14 protein-coding genes, 1 other RNA gene and 1 pseudogene are annotated in these 15,915 nt (G+C 62.5%); 6 read left to right on the top strand and 10 right to left on the bottom strand.

Annotated features, from left to right (window positions below; translation table 11 throughout):
* Positions 1 to 143: 143 nt before the first annotated feature.
* The 7 genes and pseudogenes from ABE528_RS06350 to ABE528_RS06320 form a co-directional block, all read right to left on the bottom strand.
* The gene (locus tag ABE528_RS06350) at positions 144 to 413 is read right to left on the bottom strand and encodes a DUF3077 domain-containing protein (RefSeq protein WP_346652466.1); all 270 of its coding nucleotides are present in this window, start codon (positions 411 to 413) and stop codon (positions 144 to 146) included.
* A gap of 62 nt (positions 414 to 475) precedes the next feature.
* A complete protein-coding gene (locus ABE528_RS06345) occupies positions 476 to 718 on the bottom strand; it encodes a hypothetical protein (protein ID WP_346652465.1) in 243 nt (80 codons plus the stop codon).
* A gap of 393 nt (positions 719 to 1,111) precedes the next feature.
* Positions 1,112 to 1,503: a transfer-messenger RNA gene (gene ssrA / locus ABE528_RS06340) on the bottom strand.
* A gap of 102 nt (positions 1,504 to 1,605) precedes the next feature.
* Positions 1,606 to 1,899 (bottom strand): hypothetical protein, encoded by a 294-nt coding sequence (locus ABE528_RS06335; RefSeq protein ID WP_110639677.1) that lies wholly within the window; start codon positions 1,897 to 1,899, stop codon positions 1,606 to 1,608.
* Between the two features lie 181 nt (positions 1,900 to 2,080).
* Positions 2,081 to 4,867: pseudogene (locus tag ABE528_RS06330) on the bottom strand (FAD-binding and (Fe-S)-binding domain-containing protein); the annotation flags it as partial.
* Positions 4,868 to 4,942: 75 nt separating this feature from the next.
* A complete protein-coding gene (lldD, locus tag ABE528_RS06325) occupies positions 4,943 to 6,088 on the bottom strand; it encodes an FMN-dependent L-lactate dehydrogenase LldD (protein WP_346652464.1) in 1,146 nt (381 codons plus the stop codon).
* A 63-nt stretch (positions 6,089 to 6,151) separates the two neighbouring features.
* A complete protein-coding gene (locus tag ABE528_RS06320; RefSeq protein WP_152955910.1) occupies positions 6,152 to 7,822 on the bottom strand; it encodes a lactate permease LctP family transporter in 1,671 nt (556 codons plus the stop codon).
* Positions 7,823 to 8,078: 256 nt separating this feature from the next.
* Here ABE528_RS06320 and ABE528_RS06315 point away from each other — a divergent pair, with 256 nt between their 5' ends.
* A complete protein-coding gene (locus ABE528_RS06315; RefSeq protein WP_346652463.1) occupies positions 8,079 to 8,846 on the top strand; it encodes an FCD domain-containing protein in 768 nt (255 codons plus the stop codon).
* 60 nt (positions 8,847 to 8,906) lie between these two features.
* On the opposite strand, the gene smpB is transcribed toward ABE528_RS06315, so the two are convergent.
* Positions 8,907 to 9,389 (bottom strand): SsrA-binding protein SmpB, encoded by a 483-nt coding sequence (gene smpB, locus ABE528_RS06310; protein WP_152955908.1) that lies wholly within the window; start codon positions 9,387 to 9,389, stop codon positions 8,907 to 8,909.
* Between the two features lie 163 nt (positions 9,390 to 9,552).
* Between smpB and ABE528_RS06305 the strand changes: the two genes are divergently transcribed.
* Both ABE528_RS06305 and ABE528_RS06300 read left to right on the top strand, forming a co-directional pair.
* Entirely contained in the window at positions 9,553 to 9,987 is a 435-nt protein-coding gene (locus tag ABE528_RS06305) for a type II toxin-antitoxin system RatA family toxin (protein ID WP_346652462.1), read from the top strand.
* Positions 9,980 to 10,270 (top strand): RnfH family protein, encoded by a 291-nt coding sequence (locus ABE528_RS06300; RefSeq protein ID WP_152955906.1) that lies wholly within the window; start codon positions 9,980 to 9,982, stop codon positions 10,268 to 10,270. The genes ABE528_RS06305 and ABE528_RS06300 overlap by 8 nt, the downstream gene beginning before the upstream one ends.
* A 61-nt stretch (positions 10,271 to 10,331) precedes the next feature.
* Here the strand turns inward: ABE528_RS06300 and ABE528_RS06295 are convergent, their stop codons facing one another.
* Positions 10,332 to 10,865, bottom strand: coding sequence for an outer membrane protein assembly factor BamE (locus ABE528_RS06295; protein WP_152955905.1), 534 nt, complete (start codon positions 10,863 to 10,865; stop codon positions 10,332 to 10,334).
* Positions 10,866 to 10,962: 97 nt separating this feature from the next.
* On the opposite strand from ABE528_RS06295, the gene fur reads away from it, so the two are divergent.
* Positions 10,963 to 11,367, top strand: coding sequence for a ferric iron uptake transcriptional regulator (gene fur, locus ABE528_RS06290; RefSeq protein WP_008096237.1), 405 nt, complete (start codon positions 10,963 to 10,965; stop codon positions 11,365 to 11,367).
* A gap of 66 nt (positions 11,368 to 11,433) precedes the next feature.
* On the opposite strand, the gene recN is transcribed toward fur, so the two are convergent.
* The gene (gene recN / locus ABE528_RS06285) at positions 11,434 to 13,107 is read right to left on the bottom strand and encodes a DNA repair protein RecN (RefSeq protein ID WP_346652461.1); all 1,674 of its coding nucleotides are present in this window, start codon (positions 13,105 to 13,107) and stop codon (positions 11,434 to 11,436) included.
* A 191-nt stretch (positions 13,108 to 13,298) separates the two neighbouring features.
* Here recN and grpE point away from each other — a divergent pair, with 191 nt between their 5' ends.
* Positions 13,299 to 13,853, top strand: coding sequence for a nucleotide exchange factor GrpE (gene grpE, locus ABE528_RS06280; protein WP_152955903.1), 555 nt, complete (start codon positions 13,299 to 13,301; stop codon positions 13,851 to 13,853).
* A 104-nt stretch (positions 13,854 to 13,957) separates the two neighbouring features.
* On the top strand, positions 13,958 to 15,886 hold the full coding sequence (dnaK, locus tag ABE528_RS06275; protein ID WP_152955902.1) for a molecular chaperone DnaK: 1,929 nt from the start codon (positions 13,958 to 13,960) through the stop codon (positions 15,884 to 15,886).
* The last annotated feature ends 29 nt before the right edge of the window (positions 15,887 to 15,915 follow it).

Here is a 15,915-nt window from a genome sequence, read left to right as displayed (position 1 = left end):
GCAGACAAGATGGCAGTGGAGGGCGACAGTCTATGTCGTGCTTGCTGAGATGCTTCGGAATTGCTGGGGCCGCATTGCGGCCCTTTCCGACTGGTCCGGCGCCCCAGCAAGGCCGCTCTCAAAAAAGAGGGGCTGCGGGGATATCAGAGCGTTTTTGTCATGCCCAACTCGGCGTCATCCAACAGGGCCTTGGCCATGGCGCAAAGGTAGTGCGAGGCCCAGAGCAGTTGCGGTTTATCTTCCATCAGGCCGTCGATGGACAGGTCGCGAACGTATCCCATCAGCTCCGAGGCCTGTTCGCGGGCAGCCTGGCAAGGGATGCCGGGTTCGATTCGGAACAATGGGTGGGTCTCGTTTTCACCTTGAAAGAAGGTGGTTTTGCCTACGGTGAATCTGGTTTCTTCGGTAGCCATTGTTTGATCTCCCTGAAGTCGTAGATGCCTGGCCTGGCCGGCCAGGCGAATCATGATGTGGATCAGTGCAGCGTTTGCGGATCGGCGGGCTTCTGGATCTGGGCCAGCGCCGTTTCGAGCAATCTGCGCAAGCTGTCGAGCTCGTGCATTGACGTCATGATCAGTAGCGACACGGGTGACTTGGGCTGCATCAGCATCGCCTGCTGGGCGACGGCTTCGGCGCATAGCGCGTAGTCGGCGGCCATAATCAGGGTGTCTTCCAGGGAGTGGAGGAGGTGGGGTGGATCGGGGACTATCTTCAACATGATTGCTTCCATTTCAGGGCCGTCACCATCTGCTGTCAAACAAAGGGTGGCAGCTGTACGCGGGTTGACAGACCGGCGGAAACAACAAGTTCCGGCGCACGCAAGCGTGCCCGCACGTACAGCCGCCATAACGACGAACCGTTTTGTTGTTTACCGTCGCGACCTGTCAAAGTCATGCCGTTGATGTGCAACGACCCACCGAGACTAAAACCCTGAAAAAGCGACCGCAACGGAAAACAGGGGCGGAGAGTATCTTTGGGAAATGCCCTACAAGAAAGGGGTTAAATCTGATTTTTTCGCTGCATTTCGAAACAATCTGTTACGCCTAAGCAGGTGGATCAGATTGTTCCAGGCACAAAAAAAGACGCCCAAGGGCGTCTTCTTTTTTGGATTTGGTGGAGCCGGGGGGATTTGAACCCCCGTCCGCCAGTACTCCGCTGTCGGTACTACATGCTTAGCCGTGTCTACTGATTTAATCCGCAGCCGCCCGACGGGCAGGGTGCTTTGGATGAGTTGGGTAAGTTTTAGTCGCTTTGCCCCCAACGTGCTACACGACGATCCTGTTCTGTATGACAATCATTTCGGGTTTACAGGCATCCCCTGATGATTGCTGGAGCCGAAGCTACCAGGAGAGCGGGCTCAGCTGCTTACGCAGCGAGAGCGTAACCCTCGTAGTTTTCGTCATTGGCAACTATAGAAAGTTGCAACAGTGGATTTACGAGTTCTGTTACCAACTCGGCATGCACCTAGAGTTTCGCTACCGGCGTCGAATCCTGATCGGCCCCACACTAGCTCTTGGCTAACGCACCTTACGGCACGTGAGACGGAGTATACGCCATTGCGCGGGCGACGTCGACAGCCGGTCCTGTCGCCCGCGCTGCGAGGGCTCAAGCGCCGCTGCCGCCAGCCGAACCGCTGCCTTTCTCGGTCTTCTCCAGGCGCTCCAGCACTTTGCTGGTGATGGCGATGCAGCCTTTGGTGTCGCCCGAAGCCTGGGCGGCCTTGGCTTTGTCGACTTGCTCGGTCAGGGCTTTGTCCAGGCCCTCTGAGGTAGCACCGGCGGTGGCCATGCTGTCGTCGATCTTCTGCAGGTTGGCGGTGCACAGGTCTTCGGCAGCGAAGGCCGGGGATGCCAGGAGGGTAGCGGCCGCGAAGAGGGCCGAAAGCGCGGTACCTTTCATGGGTGTCTCCTTTTATGGCCGCTGTAGGTGGGCCTTGTAAGGGTGGACTGCTGTGATTTGGCGAGGGTTCAATCGGGGTGATGCTTGAGGGTTTTGGCGCCGGGGAGAAACAACCCCGGTAGCCCCGCGCGCGATCTCCCCGGCGCCCAAAAAAAAACGCCACAAAGCGGGGCCCGCTAAACCGGTCCACCAGATACACCAACCCGTGATAGTCGATCCCGCTATGGCTGGACAGCCCAATCTCACAGGTGCGGCTAGTGGAGATCCCCTCGCTGCAATACTGCACCGCATCCTTCAGGCTACGCAGCGAGTGGGCGTTGAGCTCGGGTGTGGTGAAGCCCTTGTCGCCTGCAAAGCCGCAGCAGTGGATGCCTTCCGGAATCACCACCTGCTTGCTGCAACGGCGCGCCAGGTCGATCAGCGCCTGGCTTTCACCCAGATGCTGGGTGCTGCAGGTCACATGCACGGCCACCGGCTCGTCCTGCGGGGTGAACTCCAGTTTGTCGACCAGGTGAGTGCGGATGAAACGCACCGGGTCGTACAGGTCCAGCCGGGTTTCGCCCAGGTCTTGCACCAGGCGCAGGGTGCAGGGGCTGGTGTCACAGTAGATCGGGTCGAGGCCGCCGCGGCTGGCGTGAAGCAGGGCGTTGATCAGTTCCTGGCGCTTGTGTTCGGCCTGCTCAGGGTAGCCCTTGGAGGCGAACGGCTGGCCGCAGCAGAGGCTGTCGTTATTGTCCGGGAACACCACCTGGTAACCGGCCTTTTCCAGCAGGGCGCGGGTCTTGTCGAGCAGCGAGCTTTGCTCGCGGTCGGCGTAGGCGGGGCCCATCACCCTTGAAACACAGGCGGCGAGGTAGACCACGCGCGGCCGGGCATCATTGCTCGCCGGGCCGAAGTCCATCGTGCGCAGCGGCTGTGGCATGGCCGGGGTCCACTGTGGCAGGCGGCCCTTGCTGGCCTTGCTCAGTGATGCGCTGAGGCGACCGAGGCGTGGGGCGCCGAGCAGCTTGCGGGCGGTGTTGGCGGCGGTCAGGGTGAAGCGGGCGCCGGCCAGGGCGGTGGGGAAATGGTCGGCCAGCCAGTCGGCAGTCTTGGCGTGGTCGGCGGCCTGGCTGCGCAGTTTCTTCACCAGCTCGCCGGTGTTGATGCCGACCGGGCAGCGCTGGGCGCACAGGCCGGTGGCGGCGCAGGTGTCGATGCCTTGGTACTGGTAGGTCTGCAGCAGTTCGCGGGTGTCGACGCCGGCGCGTTGCTTCGCCTGGATGTCGCGCCACATGACGATACGCTGGCGTGGGCTGAGGGTAAGGCCCTTGGAGGGGCAGACCGGTTCGCAGAAGCCACACTCGATGCACTTGTCGACGATCTCGTCAGCGGCGGGCAGTGGCTTGAGGTTTTTCAGGTGGATGTCTGGGTCTTCGCTCAGCACGACGTCGGGGTTGAGGATGCCGTTGGGGTCGAGCAGGCGCTTGAGCTTCCACATCAGCTGGTAGGCATCAGCGCCCCATTCCAGCTCCACAAATGGCGCCATGTTGCGGCCGGTGCCGTGCTCGGCCTTGAGCGAGCCGCCGAATTCAACGGCGACCAGTTGCGCGACGTCGTCCATGAAGGCCTGGTAGCGCGCGACTTCTTCGGCACTGTTGAAACCTTGGGTAAAGACGAAGTGCAGGTTACCTTCCAGCGCGTGGCCGAAGATGATCGCCTCGTCGTAGTGGTGCTTGTCGAACAGCTGGATCAGGCGGTTGACGCCTTCGGCCAGTTGCTCGACGGGGAAGGTGACGTCTTCGATGATCACCGTGGTGCCGGTCTGGCGCACCGCGCCGACGGCGGGGAAGGTGTCCTTGCGGATCTTCCACAGCTGGTTGTACACGGCAGGGTCTTCGCTGAAGTCGACCTTCTGCTCCAGCGGGTAGTCGGCGATCGAGGCCATCACCAAGTGCAGTTGTTCGTGCAGCAGGCTCTGGCTGGCGGCGCGGGACTCGATCAGCAGGGCGCAGGCGTTGTCCGACAGGCCTTTGACCCACAGCGGCATGCCCGGCATGTTCTGCACCGAGCGCAGGCTGCGGCGGTCGAGCAGTTCGACGGCCGACACCGGCTGGCGCTTGAGCACGGTGACGGCGCGGCAGCAGCTTTCCACGCTGGGGAACACCAGCAGGGCGCTGGCCTTGTGCGGGTGGTCGGGCACGGTGTCGTAGGTGACGGCGCTGATGAAGCCCAAAGTGCCTTCGGACCCGACCAGCAGGTGCTGCAGGATATCCAGCGGCTGGTCGTAGTCCACCAGCGCGTTGAGTGACAGGCCGGTGGTGTTCTTCAGCCGGTACTTGTGCCGGATGCGGTCGGCCAGTGCGGTGTTGGCGCGGGTTTCGCGGCCCAGGCGTGCCAGCGCTTCGAGCAGTTCGGCGTGGCTGTTTTCAAAGGCCGCGACACTGGCTGGGTCTTCGCTGTCCAGGCGGGTGCCGTCGGCCAGCACCAGGCGCAGGCCGGCGAGGGTGTGATAGGTGTTCTGCGCGGTACCGCAGCACATGCCGCTGGCGTTGTTGGCGACGATGCCGCCGATCTTGCAGGCGTTGATCGAGGCCGGGTCGGGGCCGATCTTGCGCCCATAAGGGGCCAGCCAGGCGTTGGCCTGGGCGCCGATGACGCCGGGTTGCAGGCGAATTTGCTCGCCCTGGCCGCGGATTTCACGGCCATTCCAGTTATCTCCGAGCACGATCAGCACCGAGTCGCTGATGGTCTGGCCGGACAGGCTGGTGCCGGCGGCGCGGAAGGTCACCGGCACGCGATCGCGCTGGGCCAGTTGAAGCAGCCCGACCACTTCGTCCTCGGACTCGACGCGCACCACCAGCTTGGGGATCAGCCGGTAGAAGCTGGCGTCGGTGCCGAAGGCCAGGGTAGAGGTCGGGTCGTCGAAACGGCGTTCGGCAGGGATCAGGCGCTCGGCATCACGCAGGAACGCAGCGGGCAGGCTCATGCAATCTCCTCGCGGGGCCGCGGCGTCTGGCGCGCGGCGTACCCCGGTCATTCAGGCGGTACTGTGGAGGGGCGCTCAGGCGCCCAGTTCGCGGACCAGCGAGTCGCGGGTGATCTCGCTGATCGACTTGGCGCCGGTCAGCACCATGGCCACGCGCATTTCCTTCTCGAACAGTTCGAGCAGGTTCTTCACCCCGGCCTGCCCACGCACCGCCAGGGCCCAGAGGAAGGCGCGGCCAATCAGCACGGTGTCGGCGCCGAGGGCGATCATGCGCACCACGTCGAGGCCGCTGCGGATGCCGGAGTCGGCGAGGATCTTCAGGTCGCCTTTGACCGCATCGGCAATCGCCGGCAGGGCGCGGGCACTGGACAGCACGCCATCGAGCTGGCGGCCGCCATGGTTGGAGACGACGATGCCGTCGGCGCCGAACTTGACCGCGTCACGGGCGTCGTCGGCGTCGAGGATGCCCTTGATGATCATCGGGCCGTCCCAGAATTCGCGGATCCACTCCAGGTCCTTCCACGAGATCGACGGGTCGAAGTTGCTGCCCAGCCAGCCGATGTAGTCGGCAAGGCCGGTGGGGTTGCCACGGTACTTGGAGATGTTGCCCAGGTCGTGCGGGCGGCCCATCACGCCAACGTCCCACGCCCATTCGGGGTGGGTCATGGCTTGCAGCACGCGGCGCATCGGGCCGTTCGCGCCGCTCATGCCGGAGTGGGCATCGCGGTAGCGGGCTCCGGGCACCGGCATGTCGACGGTGAACACCAGGGTTTTCACGCCGGCAGCCTTGGCCCGCTCCAGGGCGTTGCGCATGAAGCCGCGGTCCTTGAGCACGTACAGCTGGAACCACATGGGCCGGTCGATGGCCGGCGCCACTTCTTCGATCGGGCACACCGACACCGTCGACATGGTGAACGGAATACCGTGGGCCGCCGCTGCTCGCGCTGCCTGCACTTCGCCGCGGCGGGCGTACATGCCGGTGAGGCCGACCGGGGCCAGGGCCACGGGCATGCTCAGGGTCTCGTCGAACAGCTTGGTTTCGAGGCTCAGCTCGGACATGTTCTTCAGCACGCGCTGGCGCAGGGCGATGCTGGCCAGGTCCGAGACGTTGTGGCGCAGGGTGTGCTCGGCGTAGGCGCCGCCGTCGGCGTAGTGGAAGAGGAAGGGGGGCAGCTTGCGTTGGGCCGCGGCGCGATAGTCGGTGGAGGCGGAAATGATCATGGATTCTCGCAGCGTGGGTTGAAGGCGATGCCGGGCGCGTGATGGCGCCCGGCCCCTTTCACTTTAGTGATGAACCAGCATGCCGGTCAGCCAATAGGCCTGGATCAAGGTGATCAGGCCGACGATGGTGGCGAAGAACAGGCTGTGCTTGACGGTGAAACGGAACAGGTCGGATTCCTTGCCGACCAGGCCGGTGGCGGCGCAGGCCACGGCGATCGACTGCGGCGAGATCATCTTGCCGGTCACGCCACCGCTGGTGTTGGCCGCGACCAGCAGGGTGTCGTTGACCCCGATCTGGTGCGCCGTGGTGGCTTGTAGCGAGCTGAACAGGGCGTTGGACGAGGTGTCGGAACCGGTCAGGAACACGCCCAGCCAGCCGAGGAACGGCGAGAAGAACGGGAACGCGGCGCCGGTGCCGGCCAGGACCAGGGCCATGGTCGAGGACATGCCCGAGTAGTTGGTGACGAAGGCGAAGGCCAGCACCATGCCAATCGACAGGATCGGCCAGCGCAGTTCCCAGAAGGTCTCTTTAAAAGTGGTCAGACCAGTTTTGAAGTTGATCTTCAGCACCGCCATGGAGATCAGCGCCGAGAGGAAGATCGCGGTGCCGGTGGCGGAGATCGGGTCGAGCTTGAACACCGCTGGCATGGCGGTTGGCGCGGTAACGATCGGTGCGGTCTTGATCACCAGCTGGTCGAGGTGCGGGATGGCGAAGTTGAACACGAAGTTGTACATCGCGCCGCCTGGGGCGAAGGCCGCTTTGAACGGCTTCAGGGTCCAGATGGTGACCAGCACGGTGAGGATCAGGAACGGCGACCAGGCCTTGAAGATCTCGCCGAAGCTGTACGGGGTCGGCTGGCTGCCGCTTGGCTGTACCACGGCGGCGCCGACGCTGCCTTTGGCTTCGGCGAACGCGCGCTTCGGCTGCCAGACTTTCAGGAACAAGGTCAGGCAGATCAGGCTGGCCAGGGCCGAGGTGATGTCTGGCAGTTCAGGGCCGATGAAGTTCGAAGTGAAGTACTGGGTCACGGCGAAGCTCAGGCCGGCGACCAGGGCGGCAGGCCAGGTTTCCTTCACGCCGCGCAGGCCGTCCATCATGAACACCAGCCAGAACGGTACGAACAGCGACAGCAGTGGCAGCTGGCGGCCAGTCATGGCGCCGATGTGGAAGGCGTCGATGCCGGTGACCTGGCCGGCCACGATGATCGGGATACCCAGGGCGCCGAAGGCCACCGGTGCGGTGTTGGCGATCAGGCACAGGCCAGCGGCGTACAGCGGGTTGAAGCCCAGGCCCACCAGCAGCGCGGCAGTGATTGCCACCGGGGCGCCGAAGCCGGCCGCACCTTCGAGGAAGGCACCGAAGCAGAAACCGATCAGCAGTACCTGCAGGCGCTGGTCGTCGGTGATCGACAGCACCGAGCTGCGGATCACTTCGAACTGGCCGCTCTTGACCGTGAGTTTGTACAGGAACACCGCGGCAACGATGATCCAGGCAATCGGCCAGAGGCCGTAGAGGAAGCCATAGCCTGCGGCAGCCAAGGCCATGTCGACAGGCATCTGGAAGGCGAAGATCGCCACCAGGATCGACAGGCCAAGGGTGATGCTGCCGGCCACGTGCCCTTTGAGGCGGAACACGGCCAGGGCCAGGAAGAAGAACACGATAGGGATGACCGCCGCCAGTGCGGACAGGCCGAGACTACCAAGCGGGGTATAGAGTTGTTGCCAGGTTTGCATATGGGGTGGCCCCTAATTGTTGTTGGTCAGGCACTGGCATTGGATAATTGGTAAGACCAATTTACAATGGCTGGTCGCTAGGTTAAAAGCGCTGTTGTGGGTGTGTCAATTTGTCTCGTGCAAAACTTTGGTCGCGGGTCGATGAACGGGCAGCTGCTTGCTGGCGAAAACCGTCGCCTGATGCGTGCTGGCGCGGCGTGGATCGGCGAGAATAGGCAACCCCGTGAAATTGGCCGGGGTTTGTGGAGAGCATGTGATGGTTTTTGATCAGGTCCGCCAACGGCGCCTGTCCGACGACATCGTCGATCGGTTGGAAGGGATGATTCTGGAAGGCACGCTGACCTCGGGGCAGCGGCTGCCGGCCGAGCGCGTCCTGGCCGAGCAGTTCGGTGTATCGCGCCCGTCACTGCGTGAGGCGATCCAGAAGCTGGTGGCCAAGGGGCTGCTGGTGAGCCGCCAGGGGGGCGGCAATTACGTGGCCGAATCGCTCGGCTCGACCTTCAGCGACCCGTTGCTGCAATTGCTTGAACACAGCGCTGAAGCACAGCGCGACCTGCTCGAGTTTCGCCATACCCTGGAGGCGTCATGCGCCTATTACGCGGCCCAGCGCGCCACCGAGCCTGATCGTGCGCGGCTCAAAGCGGCGTTCGACGCCCTGCAGGATTGCTATGCCCGGGCTGACGAGGTGACGCGGGCGGAAGAGGGCGCGGCCGATGCGCGCTTCCACCTGGCGATTGCCGAGGCCAGCCATAACGCGGTGTTGCTGCACACGATTCGAGGCTTGTTCGACCTGCTCAAGCGCAATGTGGTGACCAACATTGGTGGCATGTACCAGCAGCGCACGGAAACACGCGACATGCTGATCAGTCAGCACCGCGAGTTGTACCTGGCGATTGTCGAGGGCAGGGCGGAGGATGCGCGGGAGGTGTCCAGCCGGCACATTCTGTATGTGCAGGAGGTGCTGGAAGAGGCGCAGGACGAGGCCCAACGGGTGGCGCGGGCGGAGCGGCGCAGCGGGCGTTGAGATGGGGCCGGCCTCTTCGCGGGTAAACCCGCGAAGAGGCCGTCACAGGCTAAAGAGTGATTACTCTTCCTTGCCCTTGTTGCGCACCGCACGCTGCAGCTCGCGGTTGGAGTCGCGTTCGCGCATGGTGTCGCGCTTGTCGAACTCCTTCTTGCCCTTGCCAAGCGCGATCTCGCACTTGATCAGGTGCTTGCTCCAGTACAGCGCCAAGGCCACACAGGTGTAACCTTTCTGCGCCACGGCGGCTTCCACGCGCTCGAGCTCGCGCTTGTTCAGCAGCAGCTTGCGGGTGCGCATGGGGTCGGCGATGACGTGGGTGCTGGCGGCGGTCAGCGGGGTGATGTGGCTGCCGAACAGCCAGGCTTCGCCATCCTTGAGCAGCACGTAGCTGTCGGTCAGGTGCGCCTTGCCGGCCCGCAGGCTTTTTACTTCCCAACCGGACAGGACCAGCCCGGCCTCGAACTTGTGTTCGATGAAGTAATCGTGTCGCGCCTTTTTGTTTTGCGCGATGGTCCCGGTCGGATGTTTCTTTTGTTTAGCCATAGGGGCGGCATTATAGGCAAGTCATCACGCGGTCGGCTATGGGATTTCGGTGTGCTTGAGCCACTGCAATGAATACCGGACAATACAAGGCCTGTTCTATGCACAGAACCTGTTTTCGGCGCGCTGCGAAGCGCCGCCAACCAGCCTTGGAAGTGACGCCTGGATGACTACCCATATTCAACGTTCCGCCCTGCTGCCGTACCCTGCCCAGGCGCTCTACGATCTGGTCAACGACGTGGCCAGCTACCCTGAATTCCTGCCTTGGTGCTCGGCGTCGACAGTGATCGAGGCCAGCGACACGCACATGCGGGCGAAGCTGGAGGTGGCCAAGGGCGGCATGAGCCAGCAGTTCGTTACCCGCAATGTGCTGGTGCCGGGGCAGTCCATCGAGATGAACCTGGAAGAGGGGCCATTCACCCAGTTGCATGGCCTGTGGGTGTTCAAGCCGCTTGGTGAAAAAGCCTGCAAGATCAGCCTGGACCTGACCTTCGACTACGCTGGCGCGATCGTGCGTGCCACGCTGGGGCCGCTGTTCAACCAGGCAGCCAATACCCTGGTGGATGCATTCTGCCAGCGTGCCAAGCAGCTCAATGGTTAAGGTCGAAGTGGCCTACGCCACGGCCGAGCGCCAGTGGCTGTTGGCCTGTGAAGTGCCAGATGGGGTGACAGTGCGTGAAGCGTTGCGCCTGTCCGGGATTGCCGGGCAAGTGAGTGGGCTGGATATCGAGCAGTGCCCGGTGGGCATTTTCGGCAAGGTGGTCGCGGATGCGCACGAACGCCTGGTCGAGGAGGGGGATCGCCTGGAAATTTACCGGCCTCTGCTGCTCGACCCGATCGATGCGCGCAGGCGGCGTGCCGCACAGGCCAAGGCCAAGCGCTAGCTGAACTGGCAGGCAATAAAAAGCCCGGACCTTGGTCCGGGCTTTTTCATCTGGCCGTGAATTACTGCGGCGAGGTTTCCAGCGGTGCCGGCGTCGGCACTGGGGTGGTCTCGATGGTGTCGATCTCGCGCTGGATGGACTCTTCCGTCGAGCCTGGCTTGGCGGGTTTTTCTTCCTGCTGCGGCTTGGCCTGCTCAGGCTGGGTGGCCGGGCTGACCGTGGTGGTATTGCTGCCACCGAGGATTTCCTGGTCGCGGCTCACGCCTGGCATGAAGTCGCCGGACAGGCTTACCAACTGGTCGCTGTCGTTGAAGAAGATGCTCATGCGCTCCTGCTGACGTTTGCCGCCACCAGGTTGCAGGCTGTACAGGTAGTCCCAACGGTTGGTGTTGAAGGTGTCCTGCAGCAGCGGGTTGCCCATGATAAACCTTACTTGCCGACGGGTCATTCCGGGGCGTAATTGGTCTATCATGTCTTGCGTGACGACATTGCCCTGCTGGATGTCGATTTTGTAAACCCCGGGAAACGAGCAACCGGCGAGTGCGAGCAGTCCCGCGAGGGCGAGGCTGTTTAGCAAGAGCTTGGTGTTTTGCATCGGTGGGCGACTTCCACTATCTTGGCTGGACAACGTAAACCCCGATCATACCCGTATTAAGAGAAGCTGCGAAGCAGCATCGGCGAGAAAGCTGACCATGGTTGAAAATAGCGAATTGCGCAAAGCCGGTCTCAAGGTGACACTGCCTCGAGTCAAGATCCTTCAGATGCTCGACTCGACCGAGCAACGTCACATGAGCGCCGAGGATGTCTACAAGGCGCTGATGGAGGCTGGCGAGGACGTCGGTCTGGCAACCGTGTATCGCGTACTGACCCAGTTCGAAGCGGCTGGTTTGGTGGTGCGCCACAACTTCGATGGTGGCCATGCGGTGTTCGAGCTGGCTGACGGCGGTCACCACGACCATATGGTCAACGTGGAGACCAGTGAAGTTATCGAGTTCATGGATGCTGAAATCGAGCGCCGCCAGAAAGAGATCGTGGCGGAGCATGGCTACGAGCTCGTGGACCACAATCTGGTCCTCTATGTGCGTAAGAAAAAGTAACGATTTAGCGCGTTATGAATGACAAAGGCGACCTTCGGGTCGCCTTTGTGCTTTCTGGAGTGGGCCTCAGGCCTTGCCAGAAACCACCATCTTGCGCGCATGGGCAAGGGATTCCTTGGTCAGGTCAATGCCGCCAAGCATCCGAGCCACTTCCTCGACCCGCTCGCGCTTGCCCAGGCTGGCCACTGCGGTGTGAGTGGTGTCGCTGTTGCGCACCTTGTGCACGAACAGGTGATGGTGCCCTTGCGCGGCCACCTGGGGCAGGTGGGTCACGGTCAGCACCTGGCCACGCTCGCCCAGGCGTCGCAGCAACTGGCCGACGATTTCGGCCGTCGGGCCGCCGATGCCGACGTCCACTTCGTCGAACACCAGGGTCGGAATGCGCGAGGTCTGCGCCGTGATCACCTGGATCGCCAGGCTGATGCGTGACAGCTCGCCCCCGGACGCCACCTTGGCCAGGCCCTTGAGCGGTTGCCCGGGGTTGGCGCTGACCAGCAGTTCGATCTGCTCCAGGCCGTGGGGCGACAGGTCGTTGCCTTCGTTGGCTGTGAGCTCAATGCAGAACCGGCCGCCCGGCATGCCCAGGCGCTGAATCTCCTGTTCCACAGCGACGGCCAACTGCTTGGCTGCCTGCTGGCGCAGGGCGCTCAGCTCCAGCGCCTTCTCCTTATAGTGCTGGGCAAAGGCGCCAAGCTCTTCGCCCAGGCGTTCGATCGACTCGTCGCTGGCGTTCAGGCCTTCGAGTTCATCCATCAGCTGTTGCTGCAAGTTCGGCAGTTCGGTGGGGTGCACGCGGTGTTTGCGCGCCAGGGTGTAGATCGTGTCCAGGCGCTCTTCCAGGGCCTGCAGGCGCATGGGGTCGGCATCGAAGTTGTCGAGAAAGCGGTTGAGCTCGCCCATCGCTTCTTCTACCTGAATCTGTGCGCTGGCGATCATGTTTGCGGCCTCGCCCAGTGCGCGCGGGGCGTTCGCTGCGGCGCCGAGGCGGTTGAGGCTGGAAGTGAGGGCGCTGAGCACGTTGCCCGAATCGCTTTCGCTGCACTGGTCGATGACCTGGCGGCAGATGCCGAACAGGGCTTCGGCATTGGTCAGGTTCTTGTGCTCCTGCTCCAGTTGCTCCAGTTCGTTTTCGCCCAGGCCAAGGTTGTCGAGCTCTTCAAGCTGGTAGCTGAGCAGTTGATGACGGGCGCGTTGCTCGTCGCCGGAATTGCTCAGCCGCTCGAGCTCAAGGCGGGTCTGGTTCCAGCGCTTGGCAGCAAGCTGCACCTGGCGGGCCAGGTCGATGGCGCCGGCGTATTCGTCCACCAGGCGGCGGTGGGTGTCGGTCTTGAGCAGCGACTGGTGTTCATGCTGGCTGTGGATGTCGATCAACAGCTCGCCCAGCGCCTTGAGGTCGCCGAGCGTGCAGGGCGTGCCGTTGATGTAGCCGCGGCTGCGGCCTTCGGCGGTGATGACGCGGCGCAGGATGCACAGCCCGTCGTTGTTCAGGTCGCGTTCGGCCAGCCAGGCATGGGCTTCGGGAATGTCCACCAGGTCGAACGTGGCAAGGATGTCCGCCTTGTCGGTGCCGGGGCGCACCACGCCACTGTCGGCACGGTCGCCCAGGGCCAGGCCGAGGGCGTCGAGCATGATCGACTTGCCCGCACCGGTCTCGCCGGTGATGACCGACATGCCGCGGGCGATTTCGAGGTCGAGGTGCTCGACGATGGCGTAGTTGTGAATGGACAGGTGCACCAGCATGGGGGCGGCTCCCGAAGTTCAGGTCTGGTTATTTATACAGTAGTTTTTTCGCCCCTGCCAATGCCCTCTGGCGGATTCTGTTGTGGCCTGCAAAACCCACTTGCCCCTTGAAGCTGGTTTTTCCGGCCCCATATAGCCGGCAGACACGGCGAGCTTTGCTCGTACAACAGAAATTGCGGAGGAGAGAACCCATGGCTGACGAACAGCTGAATGAAAAAGACCTTAACGCCGAAGAGGCTGGTGCAGTGGATAACGGCGCCCGCGTTCAGGAGCTCGAGGAGCAGCTGGCCGCCGCCAAGGATCAGTCCCTGCGTGTCGCTGCAGAAGCGCAGAACAGCATTCGCCGCGCCGAGCAGGAGGTCGACAAGGCCCGCAAGTTCGCCCTCGAGAAGTTCGCTGGCGACCTGCTGCCGGTGATCGACAGCCTGGAAATGGCCCTGTCGCACCTCAATCCCGAGGACGAACAGGTCAAGAACACGCGTGAAGGCGTCGAGCTGACCGTGAAGATGTTCCAGGACACCCTCAAGCGCTACAACCTTGAAGCCATCGACCCGCACGGCCAGCCGTTCAACCCTGAGCACCATCAGGCCATGGCCATGCAGGAAAACGCCGAGGTCGAGCCAAACAGCGTGCTCAACGTGTTCCAGAAGGGCTACCTGCTCAACGGTCGCCTGCTGCGCCCCGCCATGGTGGTGGTCAGCAAGGCACCAGCGGCAGCGCAACCTTCTATCGATGAGAAGGCTTGAAATCCTCCGGGGCATCCCCATCTAGGTGTCAAGCGTTCAAGTATTACCGCAGTTGGCCACGACAGTAGCCGCTGCCGCCAAATTCAAGTTTCAGGAGAGTAAACATGGGCAAAATCATCGGTATCGACCTGGGGACCACCAACTCGTGCGTCTCCATTCTGGAAAACGGTAACGTCAAGGTCATCGAAAACGCCGAAGGCGCGCGTACTACCCCTTCGATCGTGGCCTACGCCAACGATGGCGAAATCCTGGTGGGCCAGTCGGCCAAGCGCCAGGCTGTCACCAACCCGCATAACACCCTGTTCGCCGTGAAGCGCCTGATCGGTCGTCGCTTCGAAGAAGACGTCGTACAGAAAGACATCAAGCTGGTGCCGTACAAGATCGTCAAGGGCAGCAACGGTGACGCCTGGGTTCAGGCCAGCGGCAAAGACATGGCGCCACCACAGATCAGCGCCGAAGTGCTGAAGAAAATGAAGAAGACCGCCGAAGACTACCTCGGCGAGGCCGTGACCGAAGCGGTCATCACCGTTCCGGCCTACTTCAACGACAGCCAGCGTCAGGCCACCAAGGATGCCGGCCGCATCGCCGGTCTGGACGTAAAACGTATCATCAACGAGCCGACCGCTGCTGCACTGGCCTACGGCATGGACAAGGCCAAGGGCGACCACACCGTCATCGTTTATGACCTGGGTGGTGGTACCTTCGACGTTTCGGTCATCGAAATCGCCGAAGTCGACGGTGAGCACCAGTTCGAAGTACTGGCCACCAACGGCGACACCTTCCTGGGTGGCGAAGACTTCGACATGCGCCTGATCGACTACCTCGTCGACGAGTTCAAGAAAGAGTCCGGCATGGACCTGAAGAACGATCCGCTGGCCCTGCAGCGCCTGAAAGAAGCCGCTGAAAAGGCCAAGATCGAGCTGTCCTCGGCTCAGTCGACCGACGTCAACCTGCCGTACATCACTGCAGACGCTACCGGTCCGAAGCACCTGAACGTGAAGATCTCCCGCGCCAAGCTGGAGTCGCTGGTAGAAGACCTGGTCAACCGTACCATCGAGCCTTGCCGCATCGCCCTGAAAGATGCCGGCATCGACGCCAGCAAGATCGACGACGTGATCCTGGTCGGTGGCCAGACCCGTATGCCGATGGTGCAGAAGGCCGTTTCCGACTTCTTCGGTAAAGAAGCGCGCAAGGACGTCAACCCGGACGAAGCCGTGGCCATGGGTGCTGCCATCCAGGGCGCCGTGCTGGCCGGTGACGTGAAAGACGTACTGCTGCTGGACGTCAGCCCGCTGACCCTGGGTATCGAAACCATGGGTGGCGTGATGACCCCGCTGATCGAGAAGAACACCACCATCCCGACCAAGAAGTCGCAGGTGTTCTCGACTGCCGACGACAACCAGGGCGCCGTGACCATTCACGTGCTGCAGGGCGAGCGTAAGCAGGCTGCGCAGAACAAGTCGCTGGGCAAGTTCGACCTGGCTGACATTCCGCCAGCGCCACGTGGCGTACCGCAGATCGAAGTGACCTTTGACATCGACGCCAACGGCATCCTGCACGTCGGCGCCAAAGACAAGGCCACCGGCAAGGCTCAGTCGATCGTGATCAAGGCCAACTCCGGCCTGTCCGACGAAGAAATCGAGCGCATGGTGCGTGACGCCGAGGCCAACGCCGAGGAAGACCGCAAGTTCGAAGAGCTGGCCGCTGCCCGTAACCAGGGTGATGCGCTGGTGCACTCGACTCGCAAGATGGTCGTTGACGCCGGTGACAAGGTCACAGCTGAAGAGAAGGCCGCGATCGAAGCTGCCGTGGTTGCCCTGGAAGCCGCTGTCAAAGGCGACGACAAGGCTGCCATCGACGCCAAGGTCGAAGAGCTGTCCAAGGTTTCGGCTCCAGTTGCTCAGAAGATGTACGCCGAGCAGCAGGCCGAACAGCCTCAGGGTGGCGCTCAGCAGCACGCCGAGCCGGAAGCCAAGCACGATGACGTGGTTGACGCCGAGTTCGAAGAAGTCAAAGGCGACGACAAGAAGTAATCGTTGCATGCTGTCGACCCGTTCACCGG

Source organism: Pseudomonas sp. TWI628 (assembly GCF_039673865.1).
GTDB lineage: Bacteria > Pseudomonadota > Gammaproteobacteria > Pseudomonadales > Pseudomonadaceae > Aquipseudomonas.
Note: the sequence above shows the minus strand (reverse complement) of the source record. Positions and strands in the feature narration are given on the sequence as shown.